Origin of the sequence: Sphingomonas soli NBRC 100801 (assembly GCF_001591025.1) — a bacterium.
Classification (GTDB): Bacteria; Pseudomonadota; Alphaproteobacteria; order Sphingomonadales; family Sphingomonadaceae; genus Sphingomonas; species Sphingomonas soli.
In genome coordinates, this window is record NZ_BCTZ01000004.1 from 337,702 (window position 1) to 363,388 (window position 25,687).

General features: G+C 63.7%; 33 protein-coding genes. 15 read left to right on the forward strand and 18 right to left on the reverse strand.

What is annotated here, in order from left to right:
* Together SSO01S_RS05140 and SSO01S_RS05145 are read right to left on the reverse strand one after the other, a co-directional pair.
* Positions 1-1,026 carry an aspartate-semialdehyde dehydrogenase gene (locus tag SSO01S_RS05140; RefSeq protein WP_066796141.1) on the reverse strand — a complete coding sequence of 342 codons (1,026 nt, stop codon included), beginning with the start codon at positions 1,024-1,026 and terminating at the stop codon, positions 1-3.
* Positions 1,027-1,347: 321 nt separating this feature from the next.
* Positions 1,348-3,552, reverse strand: coding sequence for a S9 family peptidase (locus SSO01S_RS05145; protein WP_066796143.1), 2,205 nt, complete (start codon positions 3,550-3,552; stop codon positions 1,348-1,350).
* A 147-nt stretch (positions 3,553-3,699) separates the two neighbouring features.
* Between SSO01S_RS05145 and SSO01S_RS17710 the strand changes: the two genes are divergently transcribed.
* Positions 3,700-4,152 (forward strand): ferritin-like domain-containing protein, encoded by a 453-nt coding sequence (locus tag SSO01S_RS17710; protein ID WP_066796145.1) that lies wholly within the window; start codon positions 3,700-3,702, stop codon positions 4,150-4,152.
* A 263-nt stretch (positions 4,153-4,415) separates the two neighbouring features.
* On the opposite strand, the gene SSO01S_RS05155 is transcribed toward SSO01S_RS17710, so the two are convergent.
* The 6 genes from SSO01S_RS05155 to SSO01S_RS05180 all read right to left on the reverse strand — a co-directional run bounded on the left by SSO01S_RS05155 (position 4,416) and on the right by SSO01S_RS05180 (position 8,084).
* Positions 4,416-4,817 carry a hypothetical protein gene (locus SSO01S_RS05155; protein ID WP_066796148.1) on the reverse strand — a complete coding sequence of 134 codons (402 nt, stop codon included), beginning with the start codon at positions 4,815-4,817 and terminating at the stop codon, positions 4,416-4,418.
* A gap of 34 nt (positions 4,818-4,851) precedes the next feature.
* Positions 4,852-6,177: a DUF418 domain-containing protein gene (locus SSO01S_RS05160; RefSeq protein WP_066796150.1), complete on the reverse strand. Its 1,326-nt coding sequence runs from the start codon at positions 6,175-6,177 to the stop codon at positions 4,852-4,854.
* Between the two features lie 95 nt (positions 6,178-6,272).
* Positions 6,273-6,488, reverse strand: coding sequence for a hypothetical protein (locus tag SSO01S_RS17825; RefSeq protein ID WP_066796152.1), 216 nt, complete (start codon positions 6,486-6,488; stop codon positions 6,273-6,275).
* 78 nt (positions 6,489-6,566) lie between these two features.
* Entirely contained in the window at positions 6,567-6,965 is a 399-nt protein-coding gene (gene rplS / locus SSO01S_RS05170; protein ID WP_066796154.1) for a 50S ribosomal protein L19, read from the reverse strand.
* A 1-nt stretch (position 6,966) separates the two neighbouring features.
* Positions 6,967-7,695 (reverse strand): tRNA (guanosine(37)-N1)-methyltransferase TrmD, encoded by a 729-nt coding sequence (trmD, locus tag SSO01S_RS05175; RefSeq protein ID WP_066796362.1) that lies wholly within the window; start codon positions 7,693-7,695, stop codon positions 6,967-6,969.
* 2 nt (positions 7,696-7,697) lie between these two features.
* A complete protein-coding gene (locus SSO01S_RS05180; protein ID WP_245646590.1) occupies positions 7,698-8,084 on the reverse strand; it encodes a PIN domain-containing protein in 387 nt (128 codons plus the stop codon).
* A gap of 36 nt (positions 8,085-8,120) precedes the next feature.
* Here SSO01S_RS05180 and SSO01S_RS05185 point away from each other — a divergent pair, with 36 nt between their 5' ends.
* On the forward strand, positions 8,121-9,026 hold the full coding sequence (locus SSO01S_RS05185; RefSeq protein ID WP_066796157.1) for an NAD(P)/FAD-dependent oxidoreductase: 906 nt from the start codon (positions 8,121-8,123) through the stop codon (positions 9,024-9,026).
* Here SSO01S_RS05185 and SSO01S_RS05190 read toward each other — a convergent pair.
* The 6 genes from SSO01S_RS05190 to ffh form a co-directional block, all read right to left on the reverse strand.
* Positions 9,023-9,523, reverse strand: coding sequence for an SRPBCC family protein (locus tag SSO01S_RS05190; RefSeq protein ID WP_169798318.1), 501 nt, complete (start codon positions 9,521-9,523; stop codon positions 9,023-9,025). The two genes, SSO01S_RS05185 and SSO01S_RS05190, sit on opposite strands and share 4 nt — an antisense overlap.
* Positions 9,516-9,851 (reverse strand): ArsR/SmtB family transcription factor, encoded by a 336-nt coding sequence (locus SSO01S_RS05195; protein WP_066796161.1) that lies wholly within the window; start codon positions 9,849-9,851, stop codon positions 9,516-9,518. The genes SSO01S_RS05190 and SSO01S_RS05195 overlap by 8 nt, the downstream gene beginning before the upstream one ends.
* 32 nt (positions 9,852-9,883) lie before the next feature.
* The gene (locus SSO01S_RS05200) at positions 9,884-10,612 is read right to left on the reverse strand and encodes a metallophosphoesterase family protein (protein WP_066796163.1); all 729 of its coding nucleotides are present in this window, start codon (positions 10,610-10,612) and stop codon (positions 9,884-9,886) included.
* A complete protein-coding gene (rimM, locus tag SSO01S_RS05205; protein WP_083942851.1) occupies positions 10,609-11,100 on the reverse strand; it encodes a ribosome maturation factor RimM in 492 nt (163 codons plus the stop codon). The genes SSO01S_RS05200 and rimM overlap by 4 nt, the downstream gene beginning before the upstream one ends.
* A gap of 4 nt (positions 11,101-11,104) precedes the next feature.
* A complete protein-coding gene (rpsP, locus tag SSO01S_RS05210; RefSeq protein ID WP_066796166.1) occupies positions 11,105-11,581 on the reverse strand; it encodes a 30S ribosomal protein S16 in 477 nt (158 codons plus the stop codon).
* Positions 11,582-11,691: 110 nt separating this feature from the next.
* Positions 11,692-13,176 (reverse strand): signal recognition particle protein, encoded by a 1,485-nt coding sequence (ffh, locus tag SSO01S_RS05215; protein ID WP_066796169.1) that lies wholly within the window; start codon positions 13,174-13,176, stop codon positions 11,692-11,694.
* A gap of 269 nt (positions 13,177-13,445) precedes the next feature.
* Here ffh and SSO01S_RS05220 point away from each other — a divergent pair, with 269 nt between their 5' ends.
* The gene (locus SSO01S_RS05220) at positions 13,446-15,083 is read left to right on the forward strand and encodes a putative bifunctional diguanylate cyclase/phosphodiesterase (RefSeq protein WP_066796172.1); all 1,638 of its coding nucleotides are present in this window, start codon (positions 13,446-13,448) and stop codon (positions 15,081-15,083) included.
* A 38-nt stretch (positions 15,084-15,121) separates the two neighbouring features.
* On the opposite strand, the gene SSO01S_RS05225 is transcribed toward SSO01S_RS05220, so the two are convergent.
* Positions 15,122-15,697: a DUF924 family protein gene (locus SSO01S_RS05225; protein ID WP_245646591.1), complete on the reverse strand. Its 576-nt coding sequence runs from the start codon at positions 15,695-15,697 to the stop codon at positions 15,122-15,124.
* Here SSO01S_RS05225 and mtaB point away from each other — a divergent pair.
* The 3 genes from mtaB to SSO01S_RS05240 are packed head-to-tail and all read left to right on the forward strand — an operon-like array spanning position 15,697 to position 18,459.
* Entirely contained in the window at positions 15,697-16,914 is a 1,218-nt protein-coding gene (mtaB, locus tag SSO01S_RS05230) for a tRNA (N(6)-L-threonylcarbamoyladenosine(37)-C(2))-methylthiotransferase MtaB (RefSeq protein ID WP_066796178.1), read from the forward strand. The genes SSO01S_RS05225 and mtaB overlap by 1 nt on opposite strands.
* Entirely contained in the window at positions 16,911-17,849 is a 939-nt protein-coding gene (gene ftsY, locus SSO01S_RS05235) for a signal recognition particle-docking protein FtsY (protein WP_066796181.1), read from the forward strand. The genes mtaB and ftsY overlap by 4 nt, the downstream gene beginning before the upstream one ends.
* On the forward strand, positions 17,839-18,459 hold the full coding sequence (locus tag SSO01S_RS05240) for a septation protein A (RefSeq protein WP_066796184.1): 621 nt from the start codon (positions 17,839-17,841) through the stop codon (positions 18,457-18,459). The genes ftsY and SSO01S_RS05240 overlap by 11 nt, the downstream gene beginning before the upstream one ends.
* A gap of 33 nt (positions 18,460-18,492) precedes the next feature.
* On the opposite strand, the gene SSO01S_RS05245 is transcribed toward SSO01S_RS05240, so the two are convergent.
* Positions 18,493-19,116 carry a superoxide dismutase gene (locus SSO01S_RS05245; RefSeq protein WP_066796187.1) on the reverse strand — a complete coding sequence of 208 codons (624 nt, stop codon included), beginning with the start codon at positions 19,114-19,116 and terminating at the stop codon, positions 18,493-18,495.
* A 193-nt stretch (positions 19,117-19,309) separates the two neighbouring features.
* Here SSO01S_RS05245 and SSO01S_RS05250 point away from each other — a divergent pair, with 193 nt between their 5' ends.
* Entirely contained in the window at positions 19,310-19,876 is a 567-nt protein-coding gene (locus SSO01S_RS05250) for a urate hydroxylase PuuD (RefSeq protein ID WP_066796190.1), read from the forward strand.
* 67 nt (positions 19,877-19,943) lie between these two features.
* On the opposite strand, the gene SSO01S_RS05255 is transcribed toward SSO01S_RS05250, so the two are convergent.
* Entirely contained in the window at positions 19,944-20,444 is a 501-nt protein-coding gene (locus SSO01S_RS05255) for a hypothetical protein (RefSeq protein WP_066796192.1), read from the reverse strand.
* 304 nt (positions 20,445-20,748) lie between these two features.
* Complete coding sequence (pspF, locus tag SSO01S_RS05260; RefSeq protein WP_066796195.1) at positions 20,749-21,789, reverse strand: phage shock protein operon transcriptional activator; 1,041 nt, start codon at positions 21,787-21,789, stop codon at positions 20,749-20,751.
* Between the two features lie 383 nt (positions 21,790-22,172).
* Between pspF and pspA the strand changes: the two genes are divergently transcribed.
* From pspA to SSO01S_RS05300, 8 genes are all read left to right on the forward strand, one after another.
* Positions 22,173-22,841 carry a phage shock protein PspA gene (pspA, locus tag SSO01S_RS05265; RefSeq protein WP_066796198.1) on the forward strand — a complete coding sequence of 223 codons (669 nt, stop codon included), beginning with the start codon at positions 22,173-22,175 and terminating at the stop codon, positions 22,839-22,841.
* A 3-nt stretch (positions 22,842-22,844) separates the two neighbouring features.
* Positions 22,845-23,114, forward strand: coding sequence for an envelope stress response membrane protein PspB (gene pspB / locus SSO01S_RS05270; protein WP_066796201.1), 270 nt, complete (start codon positions 22,845-22,847; stop codon positions 23,112-23,114).
* A gap of 1 nt (position 23,115) precedes the next feature.
* Complete coding sequence (pspC, locus tag SSO01S_RS05275; protein ID WP_066796204.1) at positions 23,116-23,490, forward strand: envelope stress response membrane protein PspC; 375 nt, start codon at positions 23,116-23,118, stop codon at positions 23,488-23,490.
* Between the two features lie 27 nt (positions 23,491-23,517).
* Positions 23,518-23,808: a hypothetical protein gene (locus SSO01S_RS05280; protein ID WP_066796207.1), complete on the forward strand. Its 291-nt coding sequence runs from the start codon at positions 23,518-23,520 to the stop codon at positions 23,806-23,808.
* Positions 23,809-23,833: 25 nt separating this feature from the next.
* Positions 23,834-24,100 (forward strand): hypothetical protein, encoded by a 267-nt coding sequence (locus SSO01S_RS05285; RefSeq protein ID WP_157073648.1) that lies wholly within the window; start codon positions 23,834-23,836, stop codon positions 24,098-24,100.
* 164 nt (positions 24,101-24,264) lie between these two features.
* Positions 24,265-24,540 (forward strand): hypothetical protein, encoded by a 276-nt coding sequence (locus SSO01S_RS05290; protein WP_066796211.1) that lies wholly within the window; start codon positions 24,265-24,267, stop codon positions 24,538-24,540.
* 82 nt (positions 24,541-24,622) lie between these two features.
* Positions 24,623-24,817: a hypothetical protein gene (locus tag SSO01S_RS05295; RefSeq protein WP_066796370.1), complete on the forward strand. Its 195-nt coding sequence runs from the start codon at positions 24,623-24,625 to the stop codon at positions 24,815-24,817.
* 154 nt (positions 24,818-24,971) lie between these two features.
* Positions 24,972-25,379 carry a SufE family protein gene (locus SSO01S_RS05300; RefSeq protein ID WP_066796219.1) on the forward strand — a complete coding sequence of 136 codons (408 nt, stop codon included), beginning with the start codon at positions 24,972-24,974 and terminating at the stop codon, positions 25,377-25,379.
* The last annotated feature ends 308 nt before the right edge of the window (positions 25,380-25,687 follow it).

Here is a 25,687-nt window from a genome sequence, read left to right on the forward strand (position 1 = left end):
TCAGGCCTTCTTCAGATGCCGACGGCCGAGCAGCTCGGCGATCTGCACCGCGTTCAATGCCGCGCCCTTGCGGAGATTGTCGCTGACGCACCACAGGCTCAGCCCGTTCTCGACGGTCGAATCCTCGCGCACGCGGCTGACATAGGTCGCATATTCGCCGACGCATTCGATCGGGGTGACGTAGCCGCCATCCTCATGCTTATCGACCAGCATGATGCCGGGTGCCTCGCGGAGGATGTTCTTGGCCTGCTCCGCCGAAATCTCGTCCTCGAACTCGATGTTGATAGCTTCCGAATGGCCGACGAAGACAGGTACGCGCACGCAGGTTGCGGTGACCTTTACCTTGGGATCGAGGATCTTCTTGGTCTCGGCGACCATCTTGAACTCTTCCTTGGTCGAGCCGTCTTCGAGGAAGCTGTCGATGTGCGGGATCACGTTGAATGCGATCTGCTTGGTGAACTTCTTCGGCTCGGCGGGGTCGCCGACGAAGATGTTGCGCGACTGCTCGAACAGCTCGTCCATGCCCGCCTTGCCCGCGCCGGACACCGACTGATAGGTCGCGACGACAACGCGCTTGATCTTCGCGGCATCGTGCAGCGGCTTGAGCGCGACGACCATCTGCGCGGTCGAGCAGTTCGGGTTGGCGATGATGTTGCGCGCCTTGTATCCGTCGATCGCCTCGGGGTTCACTTCCGGCACGATCAGAGGAACGTCCGGGTCCATGCGGTAGAGCGAAGCATTGTCGATCACCGTGCAACCCGCCGCGGCGAACTTGGGCGCATATGCCTTCGACCCATCCGAGCCGATCGCGAAGAGCGCGATATCCCAGCCGGTGGGATCGAAATGCTCGATATTCTGGACTTTATACTGTTTACCGGTCTCGCCGAAATCCACCATGTCGCCGGTCGAGCGCGACGAGGCGAGGACCGCCAGATCGTCGATCGGGAATTCCCGCTCGGCCAGGATGTTCAGCATTTCGCGCCCGACATTGCCGGTGGCGCCTGCGACGACGACACGGTAACCCATTTTCGGTCCTTTCAGGTCCGCACGCCAGTCCTTCGGCGGCGGGATGCTCTATAGGTTTGGAAAGTTGCGGAATGCGAGTGCATTCCTGTGCTTCGCGGCAGGAAACGACCTGCGCGCCCTTTTCAGGCGCGGGTGGTAATTCGTTTGCTAGTTCGTTTGCAAAGCATGGGCGCCCCCTAGCAGACCGAAAGCTGCGTGGCGAGCGCGATTCGCGAAAGAAAAAGTATATGCCCGTCATCCCCGCGAAAGCCGGGATCTCGTGCAGCAGGCACCGGGAAGGGAGCCGCACAAGATCCCCGCCTTCGCCGGGAGGACGGAAGCTTATTTCTTGTTCATCACCTCGCGCTCGAAGAAATTGAGCACCGTGGTCCACACATGGATGTCGCGCGATGCGCTGTGCGCCTTGCCGGGGTAGAACATCATCTCGAACGGCTTGTTCGCCGCCTGGAGCTTCGCGGCCAGCGCGGTCGCGTTGTCGAGCACGACATTGTCGTCGGACATGCCGTGGATCAGCATCATCTTGTCGCTGATCTTGACGGCGTCGGCGATCGTGTCGGCCGCCGCATAGGCCTCCGGATCCTTGTTCGGATCGCCCAGATAGCGCTCGGTATAATGGGTGTCGTACAGCCCCCACTTCACCACCGGTGCCCCCGAGACAGCGGCGGCGAACACGCCGGGCTGCTTTTCCAGCAGCTTGAGCGTCATGAACCCGCCATAGGACCAGCCATAGCCCGCGATCCGCCCGGCATCGACGAAGGGCTGCGACTTGAGGAAGTCGATGCCCGCGATCTGATCCTCGACCTCCACAGTGCCGAGCTTCTTGTAGAGCTGATCCTCGAACGCCTTGCCGCGGAAGTTCGAGCCGCGATTGTCGATCTGGAAATAGACATAGCCGCGATCGACGATGTGCTGGACCAGCGGGCTCTGCCACTTGTGCGCGACCTGCTGCCCCGTGCCCGGCCCGCCATAATATTCGACGAAGACGGGGTATTTCTTGCCCGGTTCCAGCTCGGGCGTGATCATCGACCAATAGAGGGTCGAGCCGTCCTTCGCCTTCAGCGTTCCGTATTTCGGCAGGCGATGGCTGGCGAGATAGGCGTAATAGGGATGCCCTTCCTTCAGCGCATTCTCTTCAATCCACGCTACTCGCTTGCCGCTGGCATCGGCCAGATAGGACTGGGCCGGCTGGCCGGCGTTCGAGCGGCTGACGATGAAGCGGGTCGCACTGCGGTTCATCACGGCCGAGGTGAAATAGCCCGGCTCGGTCAACTGGGTCACCAGAGCGGGCTTTTTCAGGTCGATCGCATAGAGCTGCATCTCGAGCGGCGTATCCTTGTTCGCCACGAAATAGATCTTGCCGCTCTTTTCATCGACGCCCGCCAGGCTGGAGACGACCCAGGGGCCTTTGGTCAACTGGCGCCACTTGCCCTTGTTGAAGTGATAGAGGTGGCGATAGCCGTCGCGCTCGGACGCCCAGATCAGGCTTCCGTCGCTCAGGAAGCGATAGGCGTCGGTGATGTTGACCCAGCTATTGGCCTTTTCGGTGAAGAGGATGCTGGACTTGCCGGTCAGCGGATCGACGCGGAGCATGTCGAGCGTCTTCTGGTCTCGGCTCTGGCGCTGGACATAGAGCGACTTGCCATCGGGTGCCCAGGTGACGCGCGCGACATAGATGTCGTCATTGCTGCCCAGATCGACCTTCACGCGGGCCGAACCATCCGGCTTCATCACATAGAGATCGACTACAGCATTGGGCGTGCCCGCAGCCGGATAGCGCTGCGAATAGACGCGCGTGCCTTCCGCGCCGATCGCGGCGCGGCTGACCACGCCCACGCGTGCCTCATCGAAGCGTTCGACCGCGATATATTGCTCATCCGGCGACCACCAATAGCCGTCATAGCGGTGCATTTCCTCCTGCGCGACGAACTCGGCCTCGCCCCAATGGACGGTGCCCTTGCCGTCATCGGTGATCTGCCGCGCCTCACCGCCGGCGAGCGGCTGGACCCACAGATTCTGGTCGCGCGCGAAGCTGAAATAATTGCCCTTGGGGCTGATCGCCGGGTTCAGTTCGCCCTCCGGCGAGTTGGTCAGCCGCCGCACGCTCCCGTCGATCCCGGCGAGATAGACGTCACCGTCCAGCGGCACGATGATGCTCTTGCCGTCGCTCGACCAGGCATAATTGACGATGCCGCGCGCATTGGTGATGCGGGCGCGCTCGCGCTGCATCTTCTCGGCTTCGGAAAGCTCGGCGCCGGACCCCACCTTCTGCGAATCGACCAGCATCCGCCATTGGCCTGTTGCCGTGTCCATCGCCCACAGATCGAAGCGGTTCTTGTCATCCTCGCGGTTGCGCAACAGCGTCAACAGCGAACCATCCGGCGAAAGCTTGGGAAGGCGCGGTGCCGGGCCGGCCAGATCGGGGCTGGCGAAAACGCGCTCCAGCGGCAAATCCTGCGCCATGGCTTCACCGGTCATCGCGGTTGTCGCCAGCATCGCCGAAGCAAGTCCCAAAACCCATTTACGCATCCCGATATTCTCCTCGCCGCGGCGTTATGGCGCGGGCGAGACTGCCGGCGCAACTGGTTAATAGCGCTTCACCAACTATCTGTTTTTCATGAGAAACCTGGCCACGCACAGCTCGTTCTAGCTCCAGCACTCACTGGGAGAACCACCGTGTCCACCAACACCGACATCGCCAAACTGGACGACCTGATCGTGACGACGATCGACAGCATCAAGGGCTATGAACATTCCGCCGAGCACGCCGAAAGCGATCGGTACACCGAATTCTTCACGAGCATGGCAGCCGAGCGCCGCCAGGTCGTCGACGCCCTCTCCGCCCGCAGCCGCGAACTGGGCGGCACGCCGGCCGATTACGGCTCGACCGCCGCGACAGTGCATCGCCGTATCGAGGATCTCCGCCTTGCGCTGGGCGGCGGCGACCATGCGATCCTGAGCGAGATCGAACGCGGCGAGGATTATCTGAAGGAAGAGTTTGAGCGCGCCATCGCCGACGAGCATATCTCGTCCGGTACCAACGGCGTGATCCGTATCTGCTTTGATTCCGTGATGCGCGGCCATGATCGGGCCAAGCAACTCAAGGATGCGCTTGCGGCGACTGGCTGACCCACCGCAGCGATCCGAGCTTAGGTTCTGTTGAATTAGTGCGCCGGACGGGATTGCTCCCGTCCGGCGGCTTTTGCTTCGGCTATTCCGCCGTCAAGCCGATGATGGCGGCGAGCGCGGCTGCCGATCCGGCGATCCCTGACCACACGGCGGTCACGAACCACCAGGGAGGGCGCTTCTTATATTCTTCCATTGTGTTTCCCCGGATGCGGAGCCCATGGGCTCGCCCTTTCCAGAATGCGGCGTGATCGCCGCGGCGGAAATCAGGCGCCAGGCGGGCCGCGTGGGAAACGGGCTTCGGGGACTTTGGAGAGGATTGGAGCCGCGGGCCCCGTAGCAACTGCGACGCTCTGGACGATCGCGGGCCCGGCTAACGCAAATTGCGCGCGCGGCACGGCGACATCGGACCCGGCCGAAGCTGCCGGCGCCGGCTTTCCGTCGATCGCGCGTTTCAGGATCGCGCGGTTGTTTCTGGACGAGGCGTGTATCGCGACGAAATTGTTCGCCGGATTGAATGCCGAGCCATGCCGCACGGTTTGCGGCAGACCAGTCGGCACCACCGCGCAGAACACTGCGGTGGCCAGCGTCAGCCACAGCGAGACCGCAAACAGCCTAAGCTGCCGCATCGTCCACGCTGATGAACCGGCCGTATGCATGTGTGCCATACTAGCCTAACGCGTCCGATCCGCCAAATATCCGCTAGGCGGCGGCAACCCCCTTCGCGCGCCAGGGCAGGAAGCGCCAGTCCACGATGGAGCGCCAGAGCCATTCGATCGGCGCGATCGTGAATCGGTTGATCCACCAGTTCGCGAGCAGCAGCAGCGCCAGATTGATCCCCACAGCAGTCGCCATCATCGCTGCCCAGCCGCTCTGACCGTACAGACCCAGCGCGAAGGGCGGATAGAGCACCCACAGGCAGATCAGCGTTTGCAGCACATAGATGGTGAGCGCGGTGCGCCCCGCCGCCACGAAGGGCCGCATCAGCCAGGCGCCCGCCGCGCTCTTCACCAGCAGATTTACCAAAGCGACATGCCCCAGCGTCATCGCGATCCGCGCCACCTCCTGCGTTGCCCATATCGTCTTAGGCAGGTCGTCGAAGCGCATCATCTCGTTCGCGCCGACGAACCGCGCTGTCCCGCCGATCGCATAGGCGACCACGCCGAGCCCCAGATAGAAGTACCAGGATCGCCGCCCCTGCAATATGCCCAGCTTGAACAGAGCCGCGCCGATCAGCATCACGCTGGCCGCCTCCCAGATCGCGAAAACCTCGCCAAGGCCGAAGAAGCGTTCGGCGCTCATGCGGGTCTGCTCGGCGACCCAGCGTTCGGTGGTGGACGACCGGTCGGCATCTTCCCTGGCGAGTTCCGCCTTATGCTCGGCCTGGGCCTTGGCGCGCTTCGCCTGGCTCTCGGCCTTCTTGGTGAGCAGCGCCTGCTCGTCCTTGGTCAGCGCCTGATGCGCCGCCACCTTGGCTTCGACGGCAGCGATTTGCTCCCGCTTCTGCCCGTCCGCGTAGAGCATATAGCCGCCACCGCCGAGCTGGAGCAGCGCCATCACCAGCCCCATGGTGATCAGCCATCGCGGCCGCAAATTGCGCGCGAAGAACACCAGTAGCGCCGCGATCGCATAGGTGTGCAGGATGTCGCCGCCCCAGAGCAGCAGGAACATGTGCGCCATGCCGAACGCGAACAGCACCAGGTTGCGCACATAATAACGGCGCATCACGGTCCATTTGCCCGCCTTCTGCGCGCCCCGTTCGGTTAAAATGACCATGCCCGCGCCAAACAGCATCTCCAACAGGCAGCGCGCGGTGCCGTTGGCGAACACCTCGCGCACCCACCACACCTGCTGATCGACCAGCGTCCAGCCGAAATGCCGGATATCGCTGCCCGCCCGGAACGACGCACCCATGTCGTTGATATTCATGAACAGGATGCCGAGGATCGCGAGGCCCCGCAGGATATCGAGCACGGCAATGCGCGGCGCGCCATCGGGCTCGTCGGCCCGCGCAATCATGTCAGTCATCGCGATCTTCCCTGTTGATCGCGTCAGCTGTTATCACAGCCATAGTGTATTGCAATAGTAATACACGTGAATGTCAGACGCCCCAGCTGGTCGGCTCACCATAGCGATTGCGTCCCGGCTGCCCCGGGATGAGGCCAAGGTCCACCGGCCGCTTCGACCGAAATCATGCAGCCGGACACCACAAGCGTCGCGGCCAGCACGCCGGCCCCGCCCGCAACGACGTTCAATCCCCTGAAGAACCGGAGAAAAGCGATCACGACCGCGTCGGCTGCGAGATATGCCCAGAAGGCCTTCCCGTTGGTCCGCGTCATGCCGCAAACATAACGAAAAGGGCGCGGAAGCCAAAGCCTCCGCGCCCTTCGTTGCCCCTGGGCTCTCGCCCGAAAAGCCTATTCGGCTGCCGTCGCCTCTTCACCCTTTGCAGGGCGAACGTCGCGGCGCTCGGCGATACGCGCCGACTTGCCGGTGCGACCACGCAGATAATAGAGCTTCGCACGACGCACGATGCCCTTGCGGACGACTTCGATGCTGTCGATGTTCGGCGAGTAGAGCGGGAAGACGCGCTCGACGCCCTCACCGAACGAAATCTTGCGAACCGTGAAGTTGCTGCCCATGCCCTTGTTCGAGCGGGCGATGCACACGCCTTCATAGTTCTGCACGCGGGTGCGCTCGCCTTCGACGACCTTCACGCCGACCTTGAGCGTGTCGCCCGGGCGGAAATCAGGAATCTTCTTCGATTCGTTGAACTTGGCAATCTGCTCGGCTTCGAGCGTCTGGATGACGTTCATGTCATTCTTCCTTCTTTTGCCGCGCACCAGAGGGAGACTTGACCCGAGCGCCCTCGTGGCGCTCCCAAAGGTCCGGCCTCCTTAGCCGTGTATCGGTCTCCGCCTGTTGCTTTCGCCAGGCATCGATCTTCGCATGATCCCCCGATCGCAGCACTTCGGGGATCGTGCGCCCTTCCCATTCAGCAGGTCGGGTATATTGCGGATATTCGAGAAGCCCCGTTTCGAAGCTCTCGTCCATGCCGCTTGAAGCCGCGCCCATTACTCCGGGAAGGAGGCGAATGCAAGCATCCAGCAGTGTGAGTGCCGCCATCTCTCCGCCGGAGAGAATATAGTCGCCGATCGACACCTGCTCGATGTCGCGCGCTTCCAGCAGGCGCTCGTCAATTCCCTCGAACCGTCCGCACAATATCGTCACGCCAGGCCCTTCAGAAAGCGCCCGCACGCGCGCTTGGCTGAGCGTGCTGCCACGCGGTGTCATCGCCAGCACGGGGCGCCCCGCAGGCACGCTGTCGAGCGCCGCAGCGAGCACGTCCGCGCGCATCACCATCCCCGCCCCGCCCCCTGCGGGCGTGTCGTCCACGGACTTGTGCTTGTCCGTCGCGAAGTCGCGGATCTGCACGGCCTCAAGGCTCCACTTGCCCTCGCGCAGCGCCCGCCCGGCCAGCGATACGCCGAGCGGACCGGGGAACATCTCAGGATAGAGCGTCAGGATGGTGGCGGCGAAAGTCACGGCTAGGCGGTCCAATCCTCGATGCGAAGACCGGGCACCTCCCGGAAATCGCGGACATTATGGGTAATCAGCGTGGCGCCAAGCGCCAGTGCATGCGCGGCGATCAGCCGATCGAACACGCCGCGCGCCCTTGCCGCCCGCAGAAAGGCGGCGGCAGCGGCGGCATCGAAAGGCAGAATGGCGATCTGAGCGGGCAGCTTTTCGGTGTCGCCCCGCGCGATCTCGGCCAGCACGATCGTTGAAATGGCGACGGGATCGCCGGAATTGCGCACGCGATACGCGACGCGGCAGTCCGGATCGCGCAGGATGCGGATGCAGATATTGGCATCGAGCAGATAAAGGGGCGCCGCCGCGTGCATCGCGCAGCCATAGGCGCAGCTGCCCGCCAACGGAACCCGCGCCCGCGCCGCACAGTTGCGCACGATATGGACGATTGCATCATCATCGGGGGCGGACCCGCCGGCCTCACCGCCGCGATCTACCTCGCGCGCTTCCATCTCTCGATCCGCCTGTTCGACGCAGGAGACAGTCGAGCGGCACTGATCCCGCGCACCCACAATCACGCCGGCTATCCCGACGGCATTTCCGGCAAGGATCTGCTCGCCCGGATGCTGGAACAAGCGGAGAAATACGGTGCCACGCGCGAACAGGCGGAAGTGACGGGCCTGCGCGTGATCGAGGACGGCTTCGGCGTGCGCATCGGCGACCGGGAGATCGGCGCCCGCGCGGTTCTGCTCGCGACCGGCGTGGTCAACAACCGACCCGAAATGCCCAGCGCGGTCCATGATGAAGCACTGGCGCGTGGATTCCTGCGCTACTGCCCGATCTGCGACGGCTATGAAGTGACCGACAAGGGCATCGGCGTGATCGGCACCGGCGCGCACGGCGCACGCGAGGCCCTGTTCCTGCGCGGCTTCAGCGCGGACATCACGCTGATCGCGCCCGATGCCGGGCACGACATCGATCAGCCCCATGCCGGCGATCTCGACGCGGGCGGCATCCGCCGCGTCGATGGGCCGTGCGGCAATTATGCGATCGAGGGAAACCGCATCGCACTCGACACCGTCGAGGGGAGGCTATCGTTCGATACGATCTACCCTGCTCTTGGCTCGCGCATCCGCTCGCAACTCGCGGTGCAGGCGGGCGCTCGCGCGGCGGACGATGGCTGCCTCGAGGTCGATGCCCACCAGCGCACCTCGATCCCCGGGCTGTTCGCGGCGGGAGACGTTGCGAAGGGGCTCGACCAGATCAGCCACGCAATGGGCGAGGCTGGCGTCGCGGCCACCGCGATCCGGAACATGCTCGACGCGCAAAAGCCCCTGCGGCGCTAGCCCGCCAGGAATTCGTCCAGCTTGTCGAAGCTGCCGCTCCAGCCGCCGGTCATCGATTCCATCATGCTGGCGAACATCGCTTCTTCCTCGGGCGTGGCATCCACCGGCGTCCAGCGCAGCGTCACCCGCGTGCCACCCTCCTCCTCCACGAAATCCACATCGGTGCGCATTACATGTGGCCAGACATCGAAGAACGGTGCCTTGACGATGTTGCCCTGGGCATCGGCAAAGCTCTGGTCGTACACCAGCCGGTGCGGGCGGTTGACTTCCCGGTAGCGCACGAGATTGTGCATTTCGGCGCCATCGGCGGCGCGGAAATGCGAATGCAGGTTCTCGCCCGGCCCCACCCCACCACTCAACACGGTGACCTTGGAGCCCGTTGGCCCCGACCATTGCTCCATCTGCACCGGATCGGCCCAGGCATCGAACACACGTTCGATCGGCGCGGCAAAGTGCCGCTGGATCATGAATACGGGCGTAATGCGGGCGTCAGTCATCGGTCTTCGCTCCATTGAGTTTCGCGAGATAGGCGTCGAGCCTGTCGAACTTCGCGTCCCAGTCACCGCCCAGCATTTCCAGCCATTTGGCGGGCTCGGCGATCGCCTCCCGCTTCAGGCGGCGCGGACGCGCCTGCGCCGAGCGGCTGGCCTCGATCAATCCGGCACGTTCCAGAACGCGCAGATGCTTGGAGATCGCCGGCTGGCTCATCGCGAAGGGCGCGGACAGCTCGGATACAGGCGCATCCCCCTTGGCCAGCCGCGCCAGGATCGCACGGCGGGTGGGATCGGCCAAAGCGGCGAATTTCAGGTCCAGCGACTCATCCATAACCAATCAGTTATAATAACCGAGTGGTTATATCAAGCGGTCATTCGCCCGGTGCGCAGCGCCACTGCCCAATCCTCGCGCCCTTCGCGCGCAGCCTTGGCCGCAGCGGCCTCATAGTCATAGCCGACGGTGTGGATCGTCACCGCGCCAAATTCGACGATCAGGTAGCGTGCGCGGGGATCGCCATTCTCCACGCGATAGGGATGCAGATGATCGTCGTCGAACGCCTGGAGGCCGACACTGCCCGCATTCGCCACCAACCTTCCATCGGCCAGCCGGACCTGCCGCACGACATGGGTATGCCCGCACAGCGTTAGCGGCACCGCGGCGTCACCCAGCCGTTCCGCGATCTCGGCCTCGGTCGCATGGCGGATGCCCCCGGGATCCACCGTTTCAAGGAAATGCTCGACATCCGATCGCGGCGTGCCGTGGACCAGCAGCATGCCCGGCAATGACAGCGTTTCAGGCAGCGACGCGACCCAGGCGATATGCGCTTCGCTCAAACACTCCCGCGCAAAGGCGTCGCTCGGGCCCGTGCGCTCGGGCGGGAGGGTCAGCACCTGGCGTTCGTGATTGCCCGCGATAGTAGGCCATCCCCGAGCCATCAGGAAATCGGCGGTTTCGGCAGGCCAGAGCGGGCCCGAAAGGATGTCGCCAAGGTTCAGAAACTGCGTGCAGCCCTGCCCCTCGGCATCCGCCACAACTGCTTTCAGCGCGGCCAGATTGCCGTGAATGTCAGAAAGAACCGCGATGCGGCTCATTCGACGAAATCAGCCGCGATTACGAGACTCTCGGCACCCCATTCGGGGACGGCATGCGGGTTCATCGGCACCATGAAGCGCTTACCCGGCTTGTCGTCTTCGCCCGGACGCTCGATCTCGAGCACGTCGCCGGCACCGTAATTGTCGATCGCGATCACCTTCCCCAGCGCCTCTCCTTCCGAGGAGACAGCAGGCAGGCCCAGCAGATCGACATGATAATATTCGCCGTCCCCAAGGGGAGGCAGCGAGGAGCGCGGCACCGTCAGTTCGGTGCCGCGCATCGCTTCGGCCGCGTTGCGGTCGGTCACTTCGGCAAAGCGCGCGATCGCGCCATTATTGCCGGGACGCACCGATTTGAGCGTCAGCGCACCGCCGTTGAACGAGCGATGCGCGGACAGGTCTTCGGCAAAGACCTTCAAGCGGACCTCGCCCGTCACACCGTGCGCACCAATGACGACGGCAAGCGTGACGGGGCGGTCAATGGCCAAAGGATCAGCCCTCAGCCTTTTCCTCGGCAGCGTCGGCAGCCGGAGCTTCCTCAGCTGCGACTTCAGCAGCCGGGGCTTCTTCTGCGGCCGGGGCTTCTTCGACTGCAGGTGCGGCTGCTGCTTCGGCGGCGGCTTCCTCGGCTGCCTTCAGCTTCTCGGCGCGCTCTTCTGCACGCTCCTTGGCCTTGTCGCCCGGCTCACCCTTTTTCGGGTTGTTCTTGGCAGCGCGCTCCTTGACGCCAAGCACGTCGAGAAAGCGAGCGACGCGATCGGTCGGCTGCGCGCCCATCTTGAGCCAGTGCGCGGCGCGCTCGGTGTCGAGCTTCAGGCGATCGGCCGAATCCTTGGCGAGGAGCGGGTTGTAGGTGCCGATCTTCTCGATGAACTTGCCGTCGCGGGGCGCGCGGGCATCAGCGATCACGATCCGGTAATAGGGGCGCTTCTTCGAACCGCCGCGCGAAAGACGCATAGAGAGAGCCATTTGATATTCCTTCTTTTCAAATCGTCACCCCGGCGAAAGCCGGGGCTTTTGGTTGTCGTCCGCGCCCTTGCCGCATGAGACCCCTGCTTTCGCCGGGGTGACGGTTCGGGCTATTTCTTCTTCAGCAAATCTTCGAAACCGGGCGGCAGGTTCGGCCCACCGGGCAGGCCGGGCAGATTGCCGCCCATCTTGCCCATCATCTCGCCCATGTCCTTGCCGCCCAGCGCGTTGCCGAGCCCGGCCATGCCGCCACCCGGGCCGCCCTTGCCCAGCATGCCCAGCATCCCCTTCAGGCCGCCCATCTTCTTCAGCCGCTTCATCGCGGTCTGCATTTCCTGGTGCATCTTGAGCAGCTTGTTGACGTCCTGAACCGTCACGCCCGAGCCCTTTGCCACGCGGATCTTGCGCTTGGCATTGAGCAGCTCGGGCTTGGCACGCTCCTTGGGCGTCATCGAGGTGATCATCGCGTCCATGCGGATCAGGATACGATCGTCCATCCCGCTCGCATTCATCGCGGCCTGCGCCTTCTTCATGCCGGGGATCATCCCCGCCAGCGCTCCGATGCCGCCCATCTTGCGCATCTGGGCAAGCTGGCCGCGCAGATCGTTCATGTCGAACTGGCCCTTGGAGAGCCGCGCCTGCATGCGCTCGGCTTCCTCGGCGTCGATCGCCTCGGCGGCCTTCTCGACCAGCGAGACCACGTCCCCCATGCCCAGGATGCGGCCCGCGACACGCTTCGGGTGGAACGATTCGATCTGGTCGAGCTTCTCGCCCATGCCCGCGAACTTGATCGGCTTGCCGGTGACCGCGCGCATCGACAGCGCGGCACCACCGCGCGCATCGCCGTCCATGCGGGTGAGGATCACCCCGGTAAGCGGCACTTGCTCCGAGAAGCTGCTTGCGACGTTGACCGCGTCCTGGCCGGTCAGGCTATCGACGATGAGCAGGATTTCTGCCGGGTTGGCGATTTCCGCCACCGACTTCATCTCGTCCATCAGCGCCTGATCGACGTGCAGGCGGCCCGCAGTATCGAGCATCAGCACATCGAAGCCTTGCAGCTTCGCTGAATTCATCGCGCGCCGCGCGATTTCCACCGGCTGCTGACCGGCGACGATCGGCAGCGTGGTCACCTCGGTCTGCGTGCCGAGAACCGCCAACTGCTCCTGCGCGGCGGGGCGATTGACGTCGAGCGACGCCATCATCACCTTCTTGCCGTCCTTCTTCAGGAGCTTGGCAAGCTTCGCGGTCGTCGTCGTCTTGCCCGAGCCCTGAAGACCGACGAGCATGATAACGGCCGGCGGCGTAACGCCGATCTGCAGCTCGGACGTATCCGAGCCAAGCATTTCGACCAGCGCGTCATGGACGATCTTGACGACCTGCTGACCCGGCGTGACCGAGCGCAGCACGTTCTGGCCGACCGCCTGCTCCGTCACCTTCTCGACGAAGTCTCGCGCCACCGGAAGCGCGACATCGGCCTCCAGCAACGCGATCCGGACCTCGCGCATCGCGGTGCGCACATCGGTTTCGGAGAGCGCGCCACGGCCCCGCAGGCGCTCGAAAACGCCGCCTAACCGATCGCTCAAACTCTCGAACATAGGGCCCAAATCACTCCAGTTTTCGCGCCAGTTACGCCAAACGCAAAGCGAGCCGGCGGACGAAACCTCGTCGGCCGGCCTGCACCCGTGGGCGCTGATGCGTCTCGCGTTCCTTGGAACGGATGGCTGGCCACATAGACGGGGCCGGCGCGAAACGCAACCGCTCGCTCCCCCGCGCACGGCCTCCCCCAAATATGTCAGGGTTTAACCTGATCTATACCCTCGACGTGGCAAGCCCTCCCGTCGATCAAGGGGGAGTGTATCCCGGCATGTCGCTGGATCACGAGGACGAATCTCGGGCAGAAAACCGCAAGCCGCAGGCCAGCCTGTTGTCCGGTGCCATCGCCGTGGCGGCGATCCTCCTGTTCGTGGGAACGGGCAGCTCGGTTCTGTCCAAGACCCTCCAGCATTATTTCGAAGGTGGTGAGCCGGCCGATCGCACTCTCGTCATCGCGCTGCTTCTCAATGTCGCGCTGATCCTCTTCGGCTGGCGGCGCCATGCCGCGCTCAGCCAGGAAGTCCAGATTCGCGCTGCGGCGGAGGAGCGCGCCCAGGCCCTTGCGGCGCGCGATCCGCTCACCGGTTTCCTCAATCGCCGCTCGATCTCGGAGGAAGGCGCGGCGATGTTCGTCCGCGCTACGCGCCGCCGCAAGGCCATGGCGATGCTGATGCTCGATCTCGACCACTTCAAGACGGTGAACGACATGCATGGCCACGCAGTGGGCGATGCATTGCTTCGCGCCGTCGCCGCGGAGATAGCGGCCATCATGCCCCCGATCGCGCTGACCGCGCGGCTGGGGGGCGACGAATTCTCATGTGGTTTCCTGTTCGATCCCGCCGAGCCGGGTTTTGTCGAACGCATCGCGGAGAAGCTGGTCAGCCGCATGGCCCAGCCGTTCGAGGCGGAGGGCCTTCGGCTCCACATCTCCTGTTCGCTCGGCGTCGCCCGGTCAGATTTTGATTGCGGGAGCATCGATGCGCTGATGCGCTCGGCCGATATCGCGATGTATGCAGCCAAGAAATCGGGCCGCAATCGCTACGCCTGGTTCGATCATTCGATGGAACGCGAGCTTCAGGTCCGCAACGAGCTCGAAAGCGGCCTGCGCACGGCCATTCCGCGCGGCGAGATCGTTCCCTATTTCGAGCAGCAGGTCGATCTTTCGACCGGCCGGCTTCACGGCTTCGAGGTTCTGGCGCGCTGGGAGCATCCGGTTCGCGGGTTGATCAGCCCCGAATCGTTCATCCCGATCGCGGAAGAAACGGGGATGATCGCGGATCTTTCGCTCTCGATCATGCGCCAGTCCTTCCTGGCCGCGCGCGATTGGGATCCGTCGCTCAGCCTCTCGATCAACATTTCGCCCTGGCAGCTGCGGGACGCGTGGCTTGCACAGAAGATCATCAAGGTGCTGACTGAAACGGGATTCCCGGCCAACCGCCTGGAAGTCGAGATCACTGAAAGCTCGCTGTTCGACAATCTGGCGCTCGCGCAATCGATCGTCGGCAGCCTCAAAAATCAGGGCGTACGCCTCGCACTCGACGATTTCGGCACCGGCTATTCGTCGCTCGCGCACCTCCGCGCGCTGCCGTTCGACCGGATCAAGATCGACAAGAGCTTCGTCATTTCGCTGATCGAGAATCCGGATTCGGCGGCGATCGTCAACGCGATCGTCGGCCTGGGCGAAAGCCTGAACCTGCCGATCACGGCCGAAGGCGTTGAGACCCCCGAGATCGAGGAGCGCCTGCGCGCGCTCGGCTGCGCCAAGTCGCAGGGCTGGCTCTATGGCCGTCCGATGTCGGTCACGGGCATCCGCCGTCTGCTGGCCGAGCGGCGTCTGCTGGTCCAGTCGCAGGCCGCGCTGGAGCGCGAAACCGCCGCACCCGCCGAGCCGCAGCGCCAGGCGGGCTGAACGCAGGGCTTACGGACGACGCGCCGGGCGGAAGTCGCTCACCACCCCGCATCCGGCAGCGCCAGATACTCCCTCTCAAGCTCGGTCGATTCGCGTCCCAGGGCCGCGTTTCGCGACGGGAAACGCCCGAACCGGATAATCACGCCGGCGTGCTGGTGCGCAAAGTCCAGCGACAGCCTGTCACCGAGCGCTTCGAACTTGTCGATGCACAGGTCCTGCATCGCTGGGTCCTCGGCATGCATCAGCGGCATGTAGAGAAACCGCTTTTGCTCGGCGGTCATCCCTGCGTCCCAGCCCTTGTCTAGCGCCTCCAACGTCAACTCCAGCGCGAGCCCGTCGGCAGCAAAGGCCTCCGCCGTCCCGCGATGGATATTCCGGCTGAACTGGTCGAGCGCGATGATCGCCGCCAGCATCGTCTCGGGCTCGCCGCGCCATCCTTCCGCCTTGCTCGCCAGCAACTCGTCGCGCAGCGCGCCGAAGCGTCGGCCGATTTCTTGATCCAGCCGATCGGACTTGGCGAAATGCTGTTCGGGCGTCAGCGCATACCAGAAGCCCACCACCTCGCGCGCCTTCGCGTGGACATCCTTTCCCTGCATCCCTAGATCGTCGGCCAATGCCGTCCCCTCATATCATCAGTCTCGGCTGCCGGCTGAACATCGCCGAGAGCGAAACGATCCGCGCGCTGCTCGGCGAGCGCGACACGATCGTGGTCAACTCTTGCGCGGTGACCAACGAGGCCGTCAAGCAAACGCGCAAGGCGATCCGCCGCGCGCTCCGCGAACGGCCCGATGCGGAACTGGTGGTGACAGGGTGCGCGGCGCAGATCGACCCCGCATCGTTCGCCGCCATGCCCGAAGTCAGCCGGGTGATCGGCAACGCCGAAAAGCTCAGCGCCTTCGCCTGGGGATCGAGCGAACCGGTACAGGTGCAGGACATCATGGGCGTGCGCGAAACCGCGCCGCATCTCGCCGCGAGCTTTTCCACCCATGCCCGCGCATTCGTCGAAGTGCAGAATGGCTGCGACCATCGCTGCACCTTCTGCACGATCCCGTACGGCCGGGGAAACAGCCGCTCGGTGCCAGCAGGCGCGCTGATCGAGCGGATCGCGATGCTGGCCGAGAGCCATGCCGAGGTGGTGCTGACGGGCGTCGACCTGACCAGCTACGGCCCCGACTTGCCCGGATCGCCGAGCCTTGGCGCGCTGGTCGAGCGGATCCTGTCGCACGTCCCTGCCCTCAGGCGCCTGCGCCTCTCCTCGCTAGACGGTATCGAAATCGACGGCCGGCTCTTCGCGCTGCTGACCGAGGAGCCCCGCATCCAGCCGCATGTCCATCTCTCGCTCCAGGCGGGCGACGACATGATCCTCAAGCGGATGAAGCGCCGCCACAGCCGCGCTGAAAGCGTGGCACTTGTCGAGCGGCTCAAGGCGGCCCGGCCCGAGATCGCGATCGGCGCGGATCTGATCGCCGGCTTCCCGACCGAGACCGATGAAATGTTCGCCAACACCCTCGCCCTGATCGCCGACGCGCAGATCGTCCACGGCCATATCTTCCCCTACAGCCCGCGCAGCGGCACGCCCGCCGCGAAGATGCCGCAGGTGCACGCGGCGACGATCAAGGAGCGCGCAGCCCGGCTGCGCACCGCCGCGGCACAATCGCGCAGCACATGGCTGCAAAGCCTGATAGGCAGCACCCAGCAAGTGCTGGTAGAGCGGCCCGGAACCAGCGGCCACGCCGGCAATTTCGCCGAGGTGCGCCTGCCCCAAGCCCAAGTCGGAGATATTGTGAGCGTGAAGATCGACGCCGTGCACGATGGAAAGCTGATCGCATGAGCGGCCCCTCCTGGCACGAACGCCTGCTCGGCGGCTTCAGGAAGACGACCGACCGGATCGTCGGCAATCTGGCGGGGCTTGGCCTCGCCCGCCTCGATGCGCAGCAGCTCGACGATATCGAAGAGGCGCTGATCGCCTCCGATCTCGGCCCCGCGACCGCCGCGCGCATTCGGAACCGGCTTGAGGAAGCGCAGGTCGAGCGCAATCTTGAGGAATTGGGCATCCGGCTGATAGTCGCGGAGGAGATCGCCAAGGTTCTCGAACCCGTCAGCAAGAAGCTGGAGATCGAAGCCTTTCCGCGCCCGCAGGTGATCCTCGTCATCGGCGTCAACGGCAGCGGCAAGACCACCACCATCGCCAAGCTCGCCAATCTGCTGATCGAGCAGGATTATGGCGTGATGCTGGCGGCGGGCGACACGTTCCGCGCCGCAGCGATCGGCCAGCTCAAGACATGGGCGGAGCGGATTGGCGTGCCGATTGTCACCGGCCCCGAGGGCGGCGACGCTGCAGGAATCGTGTTCGAAGCGGTGAAGCAGGCGACGGAAAAGGGCATCGACGTTCTGATCGTCGACACCGCAGGCCGCCTCCAGAACAAGCGCGAACTGATGGACGAGCTGGCCAAGATCCGCCGCGTGCTGGGCCGCCTCAATCCCGCCAGTCCGCATGACGTGGTGCTCGTCCTCGACGCGACCACCGGGCAGAACGCCCTGTCGCAGATCGAGGTGTTCAAGGAAGTCGCAGGCGTAACCGGCCTGGCCATGACCAAGCTAGACGGCACCGCGCGCGGCGGCGTGCTCGTCGCTGCCGCCCAGAAGTATGGCCTGCCGATCCATGCGATCGGCGTGGGCGAGAAAGTCGACGATCTCCGCCCGTTCGACGCGAACGAGGTTGCGCGGATCATCGCTGGCGTGGAAGAGCTTACCAATGGCCGCTGATACCAAACCCGCCGCTTCGCCCGGCCTGCGCATGCTGATCGATTTCGGCCCGCTCGCCGTCTTCTTCGCGGTCAACAGCTTCGCCCCAGGCGCGCAGTTGGAGCGCATCTTCGCCGCCACTGCCGCCTTCATGGTGGCGATGGGTGCCACGATGGCGCTGAGCTGGTGGAAGACGCGCCACATCTCGCCGATGCTGTGGATCTCGGGCGCGCTCGTCCTCGTGTTCGGCGGGCTTACGCTCTATTTCCACGATCAGACCTTCATCCAGATGAAGCCGACGATCGTCTATGCGATGTTCGCGATCATCCTGGGGTACGGTTTGGTGGCCGACAAACCGCTCCTCCAGACCCTGCTCCAGACCGCCTATCCCGGCCTTTCGGCCAAGGGCTGGCGGCTGCTGACGATCAACTGGGCGCTGTTCTTCACCGCGATGGCGATCCTCAACGAAGTGATGCGCCAGATGCTGAGCTGGGATCAGTGGGTGACGTTCAAGACCTGGGCGGTGATCCCGATGACTTTGGTGTTCGCGATGCTCAACATCCCGATGCTGCTCAAGCACGGTCTCCAGCTCGACAAGCCCGAAGACGCGCCGATTCCGCCGGAAGGGTAATTCCCTCTCCCGGATGGGAGAGGGAAAAAGCAATCAGCTGCCCTGATCGGCGCGGCTTACGCCCTGGCCGTCAAGGTTCTGGGCGGCGAAATCCCAGTTGATCAGGTTCGCGGTAACCGCTTCGAGATAGCCGGGGCGCGCATTGCGATAATCGATATAGTAAGCGTGCTCCCACACGTCGATCGTCAGCAACGGGACCATGCCTTCATAGGCGACCGGCGTGTCGGCGTCGTGCAGCGACGTCACCTTCAGCTTGCCGCCGTCGAGCACCAGCCAGCCCCAGCCATTGGAGAAGTGGCCGACCGATTCCGCGACCAGCTGCTTCACCAGCTCCTCGGTCGTGCCGAAACTCTCCTCGATCAGCTCGGCCAGCTTGCCCGAAGGGGTCTGCTTTTTGGGGCTCAGGCTGTGCCAATAGAAAGTGTGGTTCCAGATCTGGGCCGAATTGTTGAACAGCGCCTTGTCGCCGGTTTCCTTGGCGTGGAGGATGACCTCGCTCAGCTTGCGCCCTTCCAGACCCTTTTCGGTGACGAAGCCGTTGGTCTTGTCGACATAGGCCTTGTGATGCTTGCCATGATGGAATTCGAGCGTCTCGGCCGAGATGTGCGGCGCAAGCGCGTCCTTGGCATAAGGAAGCGGGGGAAGTTCGAAAGCCATGGCGGTTACTCCGTGATGTTGAATTTGGCAGCCCAACGCGCCGGCCGGGCTTGCGCTCCGCGCCTAAACCCTAAAACGCCCCGCCGTCCCACAAATTTCATTGCGTGTGACAAACGAAAATTCCGATCATAAACTGCGCGCTATCCAGACTGGCGGGGCAAGCGGCCGGCGGGGCAATCCAGGGGAGAGGTTTATGGACAAGTTTTTCGGCAATCTGCACGCGGTGCTGGCGGTCGGCTTCGTGCTGGCGCTGGGGATGATCTTCTCGCCGTTTTACTCCGAATATGTGACGCTCGACGCCAATCACATCTTCCAGTGGCTTCACGTCTTTTTCGGCATCGTCTGGATCGGCCTGCTTTACTATTTCAACTTTGTGCAGATCCCGACCATGCCGTCGATCCCCGCCGAGCTGAAGCCAGGCGTTTCCAAGTTCATCGCGCCCAAGGCGCTGTTCTTCTTCCGCTGGGCCGCGTTGCTCACGGTGATCACGGGGGCGATCCTCGCCTGGCTGTATGACGAACTGCATCAGGGCCTGGCCCTGCAGCCCGGCTATCAACTCATCGGCATTGGCATGTGGCTCGCGCTCATCATGGCGGCGAATGTGTGGTTCGTGATCTGGCCGAACCAGAAGAAAGCTCTCGGCCTGGTCGAAGCGGACGACGCGACCAAGGCGAAGGCGGCCAAAACCGCGATGATGGCCTCGCGCCTGAACGTGATGTTGTCGATCCCGATGCTGCTGGCGATGACCAACATGCATTGAGCACCATTGCCTGTTCGATAGACTTCGCGGGCGACCATCGTCCGCCCGCGAAGCAAAGGCAGATCGATCATATCCCGCCGGGCAACATCGCGGGGAAAGCCCCCAGCCAATAGGCGACAGAGAGCAACCAGGCGATCATGCCGGGGACGACGAACGCGCCCAGAACCTGCTTGGTATTGGCGATACGCGGCCCGAGCAGGGCGTGCAGGAACAGGCCCATGCCCAGCGGAACCCCGATGAAGCAGGCCGCGCCTGACATTCCCAGGGAAGCGCCGACTATCCAGATCGATGCCAGAAGATGGACGCACATCCGTGCAATCCAGGTGTTTTCGTGCCCGGCACCGTTGATCGAGGCCATGTCGATCATCGCATCGCAGAACAGCCAGAGGTATCCGGCGAACTTTATTTCGGCGCTGCCTGGGAGAAGAACGACCGCCGGCATGAGCGCCAGATGGTAAAGCAGGCCCATGCAATCGCCCAGAAACAGGCTTTTGTGCTTGGATGCGAACATCGCGATCCATCCACACATCGAGAGCAGGGGGAGATATTTTAGGTAGTCGGTGAACATGACGGGTTCCTCGTCTCCGTGCCAAGGCACGTGGTTGACAGAGGCGCTCAGCCGACACGGCGATGCATCGAGCCGAAAAGGCGCAGCAACGACGGGCGGGCTAAAACGCTCGCTTCCGTCATGGTCCGCGACCCCGCAAAGGGCTGGAACAACCGTTCCGAGGAACGGTGGCCGGGGCTCACCAGATACCGACCTGCCATTTTCGACAGGCTCCATATAGGCAGCGGTCGTCTTGACCTAAAGGATAGGTCGAGCGGGGCTAAAGAGCCCGGCCGGCTTCAAGGCGGGCTTATAAGCCTGATTCCTAGCCAGTTGCCCCCAGCAGATCGTGGCGCTTGAGCGCGTGGCGCAGCTGATCATAGCTCAGGCCCAGCGCCTCGGCGGTCGATCGCTGGTTGAACCGGTTCTCGGCCAGCGCGCGCGAGAGCAATTCGCGCTCAAAGCGGTTTACCCGCGTCTTGAAATCCGTACCGCCGTCCAGCCCGGGCGCGGGCGCAGGGGTCGGCTCGATCGCAGCGGATGCGGCAGGAGCCGGCGCGGGTGCCGCGCTCCCCGCCACCGCGGCGCGCGGGCGGAAGGGTGAATCGAACGGGTCGATCTCGATCGCGTCCACCGGTCCGTCATGCTCCCAGCGATACACGGCGCGCTCCACCACGTTGCGCAGTTCGCGCACATTGCCCGGCCAGCTGTAATTCTCCAGCGTGTCGAGCGCGTTCGGCCCCCAGCCGGGCCAGTCCTGCATCCCGATCTCGGAAGCCATGCGTCGGCCGTAAAAGTCCGCAAGCACCTGCACATCGCCCTTGCGGTGCCGGAGCGGCGGCAGCGTGACCACCTCGAAGCTCAGCCGGTCGAGCAGATCGGCGCGAAACGTGCCCTTCTCCACCCTCTCGGGCAGATGCTCGTTGGTCGCCGCCACGATGCGTACATCCACCCGTACAGGGCGCGACGAACCGATACGGTGGATCTCGCCATATTCCACCGCGCGCAGCAGCCTTTCCTGCGCGCCCATGGAAAGCGTGCCCAGTTCGTCGAGAAACAGCGTGCCGCGATGCGCCTCTTCGAAGCGCCCTGCCCGCGCCTTTGTCGCGCCGGTAAACGCACCCGCTTCATGCCCGAACAATTCCGCCTCGATCAGCGTCTCGGGCAAAGCAGCGCAGTTCATCACCACGAGGGGCTGATCCCAGCGCGGCGAGAGGCGATGCAGGCGCTCCGCAACCAGTTCCTTGCCGGTCCCGCGCTCTCCGATCACGAGCACCGGGCGATCGAGTTGCGCCGCGCGGCTGGCGCGCTCCAGCGCGTCAAGAAACGGCGCCGATTGGCCGATAACGTGGGTTGTGCGCTCCATGCCGAACCCTTGGCGAATTTTCCTAACTATTGGCAAGTTATAAAATGCGCCTGAACCCCATATGAATGGCGAAAATGGCTGAAAACCGCCATTTCTGGAAATTGGCACGGCTTGTGCTGAGTATCAGGCAAGCCCGATCAAGGGCCAACGAAACAAGCCAAGGTTCAGGGAATTCAATATGACTTATGCCAACAACAACTTCCGCAATGCCTTCCTCGCCGTCTCGTTCGCCCTGCTCAGCAGCGTGCTGCTGGTCGCAGGCACGGTCTCGGCGCCGCTGGTCGCATAACGAAGTCTGCCGCTTGCCTGCCCCGGCATGCGGCACCGCCGGGAGGGTGTCCCCCTAGCCCCTCCCGGCCCCCATCCCGAAGGAGTATTTGATTATGGGTATCTTCTCTCGAACCCGCGACATCATCGCCGCGAACGTCACCGATCTGCTGGATAAGGCGGAAGACCCCGCCAAGATGATCCGCATGATCATCCTCGAGATGGAGGAAACCCTCGTCGAAGTCCGCGCTTCCGCGGCCCGCACGATCGCCGACCAGAAGGAAATGCGTCGGCACATCTCGAAGCTGGAAGGGCTTCAGTCGAGCTGGACGGAAAAGGCCGAGCTGGCGCTGAGCAAGGGCCGCGAGGACCTGGCCAAGGCCGCTTTGGTCGAGAAGCAGAAGGCTGCCGATATGTGCGAGCAGTTGACGGCTGAGATCGCGGTGCTCGACGAAGCGCTCAAGGCTTCGGAAGAGGACATCACCAAGCTGCAGACCAAGCTGCGCGAAGCCCGCACCCGCCAGAATTCGGTGGTCGCCCGCCTGGAGAGCGCCAACAATCGGACGCGGCTCCGCGAGATGACCAACGGCTCGAAGATGCAGGACGCCTTCTCGCGCTTCGACGTCCTCGAACGCCGGGTGGATTTCGCCGAAGGCCGTGCCGAAGCAGCCGGCCTGGGCTCGATCCCCAAGACGCTCGAAGAGGAAATCGCCGAGCTCAAGTCGAACGACAAGGTTGAGGCCGAACTGGCGGCGCTGAAGGCACGCGTCGGCAAGGGAGAATAAGCGATGGAGGAAATCTTCATCCCGATCATCGCGATCGGATCGATCTTCATCGGGTTGCCCTGGCTGGTCTTCCACTACGTCACCAAGTGGAAGCAGATCGGGACGATCACCGGGGAAGACGAGAAGCTCCTGGATGAGCTCCACTATGTCGCCCGTCAGCTTGAAGAGCGCCTGATCACCGTCGAACGCATCATTGCCGCCGACAACCCCGATTTCCGCCCGCTGCGCCCCGAGCGCACCGAAGCCGAATATGACGTTTCGAGGAGGAACTGAAATGTCGAGCCGCACCAAATTCTACCTGGACAAGCAGAATGGCAAGATCATGGGCGTCTGCTCGGGTCTCGCCGATTACACCGGGATCGAAGCGATCTGGCTGCGTGTCGGCATGGTCGTACTCGCCCTCTCGACCAGCGGCACGGTGATCCTGGGCTATCTGCTGATCGCCTGGCTCGCTCCGAACAAGCCCGCCGGCCTCTATGAAGGCCCGGAAGAGCAGAAATTCTGGCAGGGCGTGCGCAGCAATCCGAAGCGCACCACCAGCGAGGTCCGCTCGAAGTTCCGCGACATCGATCGCCGGCTTGCCGACATCGAGATGTACTATACGAGCCGCAACACGCGCCTCGCCGACGAAATCGACAGCCTGCGCTAAGGCGCAGGCCAAAGAGGGAGGAAGGACATGAACGACGAAGTTATGGTCTTCATACTCGCCTTGGTCGCAATTTCGACGATTGGCTGGGTGGTGAACAACTGGATCCGTGCGAAGCACGGCTATGCGCTCGAGAATGAATGGAGCGGCACTACGCCGAAGAACGACCCGGAAGCCGAACGCAAGATCGGCCTGCTCGCAAGCGAGAATGAGCGGCTCACCGGCCAGATCTCGCGGCTCGAGGAGCGGATCGCAGTGCTAGAACGGATCGCCACCGATCCGGCCGAGCGCACCGCCCGCGAAATCGACGCGCTGCGCTGAAGAACGAAACGAGAGGAACAAACCAATGATTTCCCCGATCCTCATCCCGATCCTCGGCATCTCCTGCGGGATCCTCGCGATCTTCGGAGGGGTCTTCTTCAAGCCCTGGCTCGCGATGCAGCAGCGCAAGATGGAGATCGAAGCGACGATGGTCGCCGAAAAGGCCGCCCAATATGCCGCCCAGACCGAACGGCTCGAACAACGGGTCCAGGTCCTGGAAAGGATCATCACCGATCGCGGGGTCGCCCTCGCGGAAGAAATTGACCAGCTGCGCGACGCGCCGCTCAACTAAGGAATAAATTCATGATCGTGTTTTTCGCAGTGCTGACGGCACTGTGCGGGGGAGGTATTGCCCTCGCAGAGAGCCGGGACCGTCCCCGCCGCCGCGCCCTTCGCAGCGCCCAGGCTGCGGCTCAGAACTAGCGCCGCGAGGCGCGCCAAAGGGAGTTTAGTGCAATGAACCCGTTCGAAATGGTTGTCGCGATTATCGTGATCGTCACGATCGGCAGCGTGCTGAAGGCGCGGTACGGCATTCACAAGGACAAGTGGGGCAACGAGACCTACACGCCGCGGGGCGCCGATCCGGCGATCGCCGCGGAGAATGCCCGGCTCAAGGAGGAACTGCGCGCCATCAAGGAACGCGTTCAGGTCCTCGAGCGGGTGGTGACCGACACCAATGACAGCAGCGCCCGTCTCGACCGCGAGATCGAATCGCTGCGCGACAAAAGCTGACGTCTGACCAGGGAGGAATGACGTGACCCACGATCCCAATCTTTACATCACCGTCGCCGCATCCGGCCTCGCCGGGCTCGGCATGGTCACCGCAGCGACCCTCGCCGGGTGGCGCGGCTGGCTGGCCCTGAAGCGCCAGGAACTGACCGAGCGCCACGCCATCGCGGAGGCGCAACCCGGCCAGTCCGGCCCTTCGGTCGCCTCGCGCATCGAAGTGGCGGACCTCAAGGAGCGCATCCGCAAGCTCGAAGCCATCGCCGCGGGCGTGGACCTCTGACAGCACCGTTGTCACCCCGGACTTGTTCCGGGGGCCACCGGGCGGCTTGGCGGAAAGCAAGAGGCTCCAACCTCATCGCGCGCTGAACGGTGGATGCCGGAACAAGTCCGGCATCACGGTTTGGTTTATGGGGGAGCCTCGTTATAGACGCCCCATGCGCACCTTCGCCGAGATTTCCGAAGAACTAACCTTCCTTGACGGCATTGAGCAGAAAATTGCTCTCAAGGAGATCGGCGAGGCTCTCGAGCCGATGCCCGAAGCGCTGAAAACCGATGCCACACTGGTCCGCGGCTGCGCGTCGAAGGTTTGGACATATCCCACCGTGCTTCCAGATGGTCGCCTCCACTTTTATGCCGATGCGGAAGCTGCTTTTCCTAAGGGTGTGGTGGCAACGATCTTATCTCTTGTTCAGGATAAGTCGCCCAACGAAATACTTGCGATCGACATCGACCGCGAACTAGCCCCGCTTGGTCTTGAACGCTTCCTGACAAAGCAGCGCACAAATGGGATCCCGGGAATGATCGCGCTGATCCGGGCAACGGCGGAGCGTTACGCGGGCTAGCAACCGGCGCGCGCGCTTCTTTGCCCGTTCTTCGTCACCCTGGCCTTGTGCCGGGGTCCAACGAGCAGCACGGTCTGACGCTAGAACCGCACGTCCATCGCGCGCCGAGGGGTGGATCCCGGGACAAGCCCGGGATGACAGATGGGCACTGACGCCGTCCCCGTTCAAAGCAGTTCCGACGCGGCGTTGCGAGCGCCGCCGCGCCCCTCCTCGTCACCCCGGCCCTGTGCCGGGGTCCACTAGGCCGCACGGATCGCCGCCTGAGCCGCACGTCCATCGCGTGCCGAGGGGTGGAGCCCGGGATGACG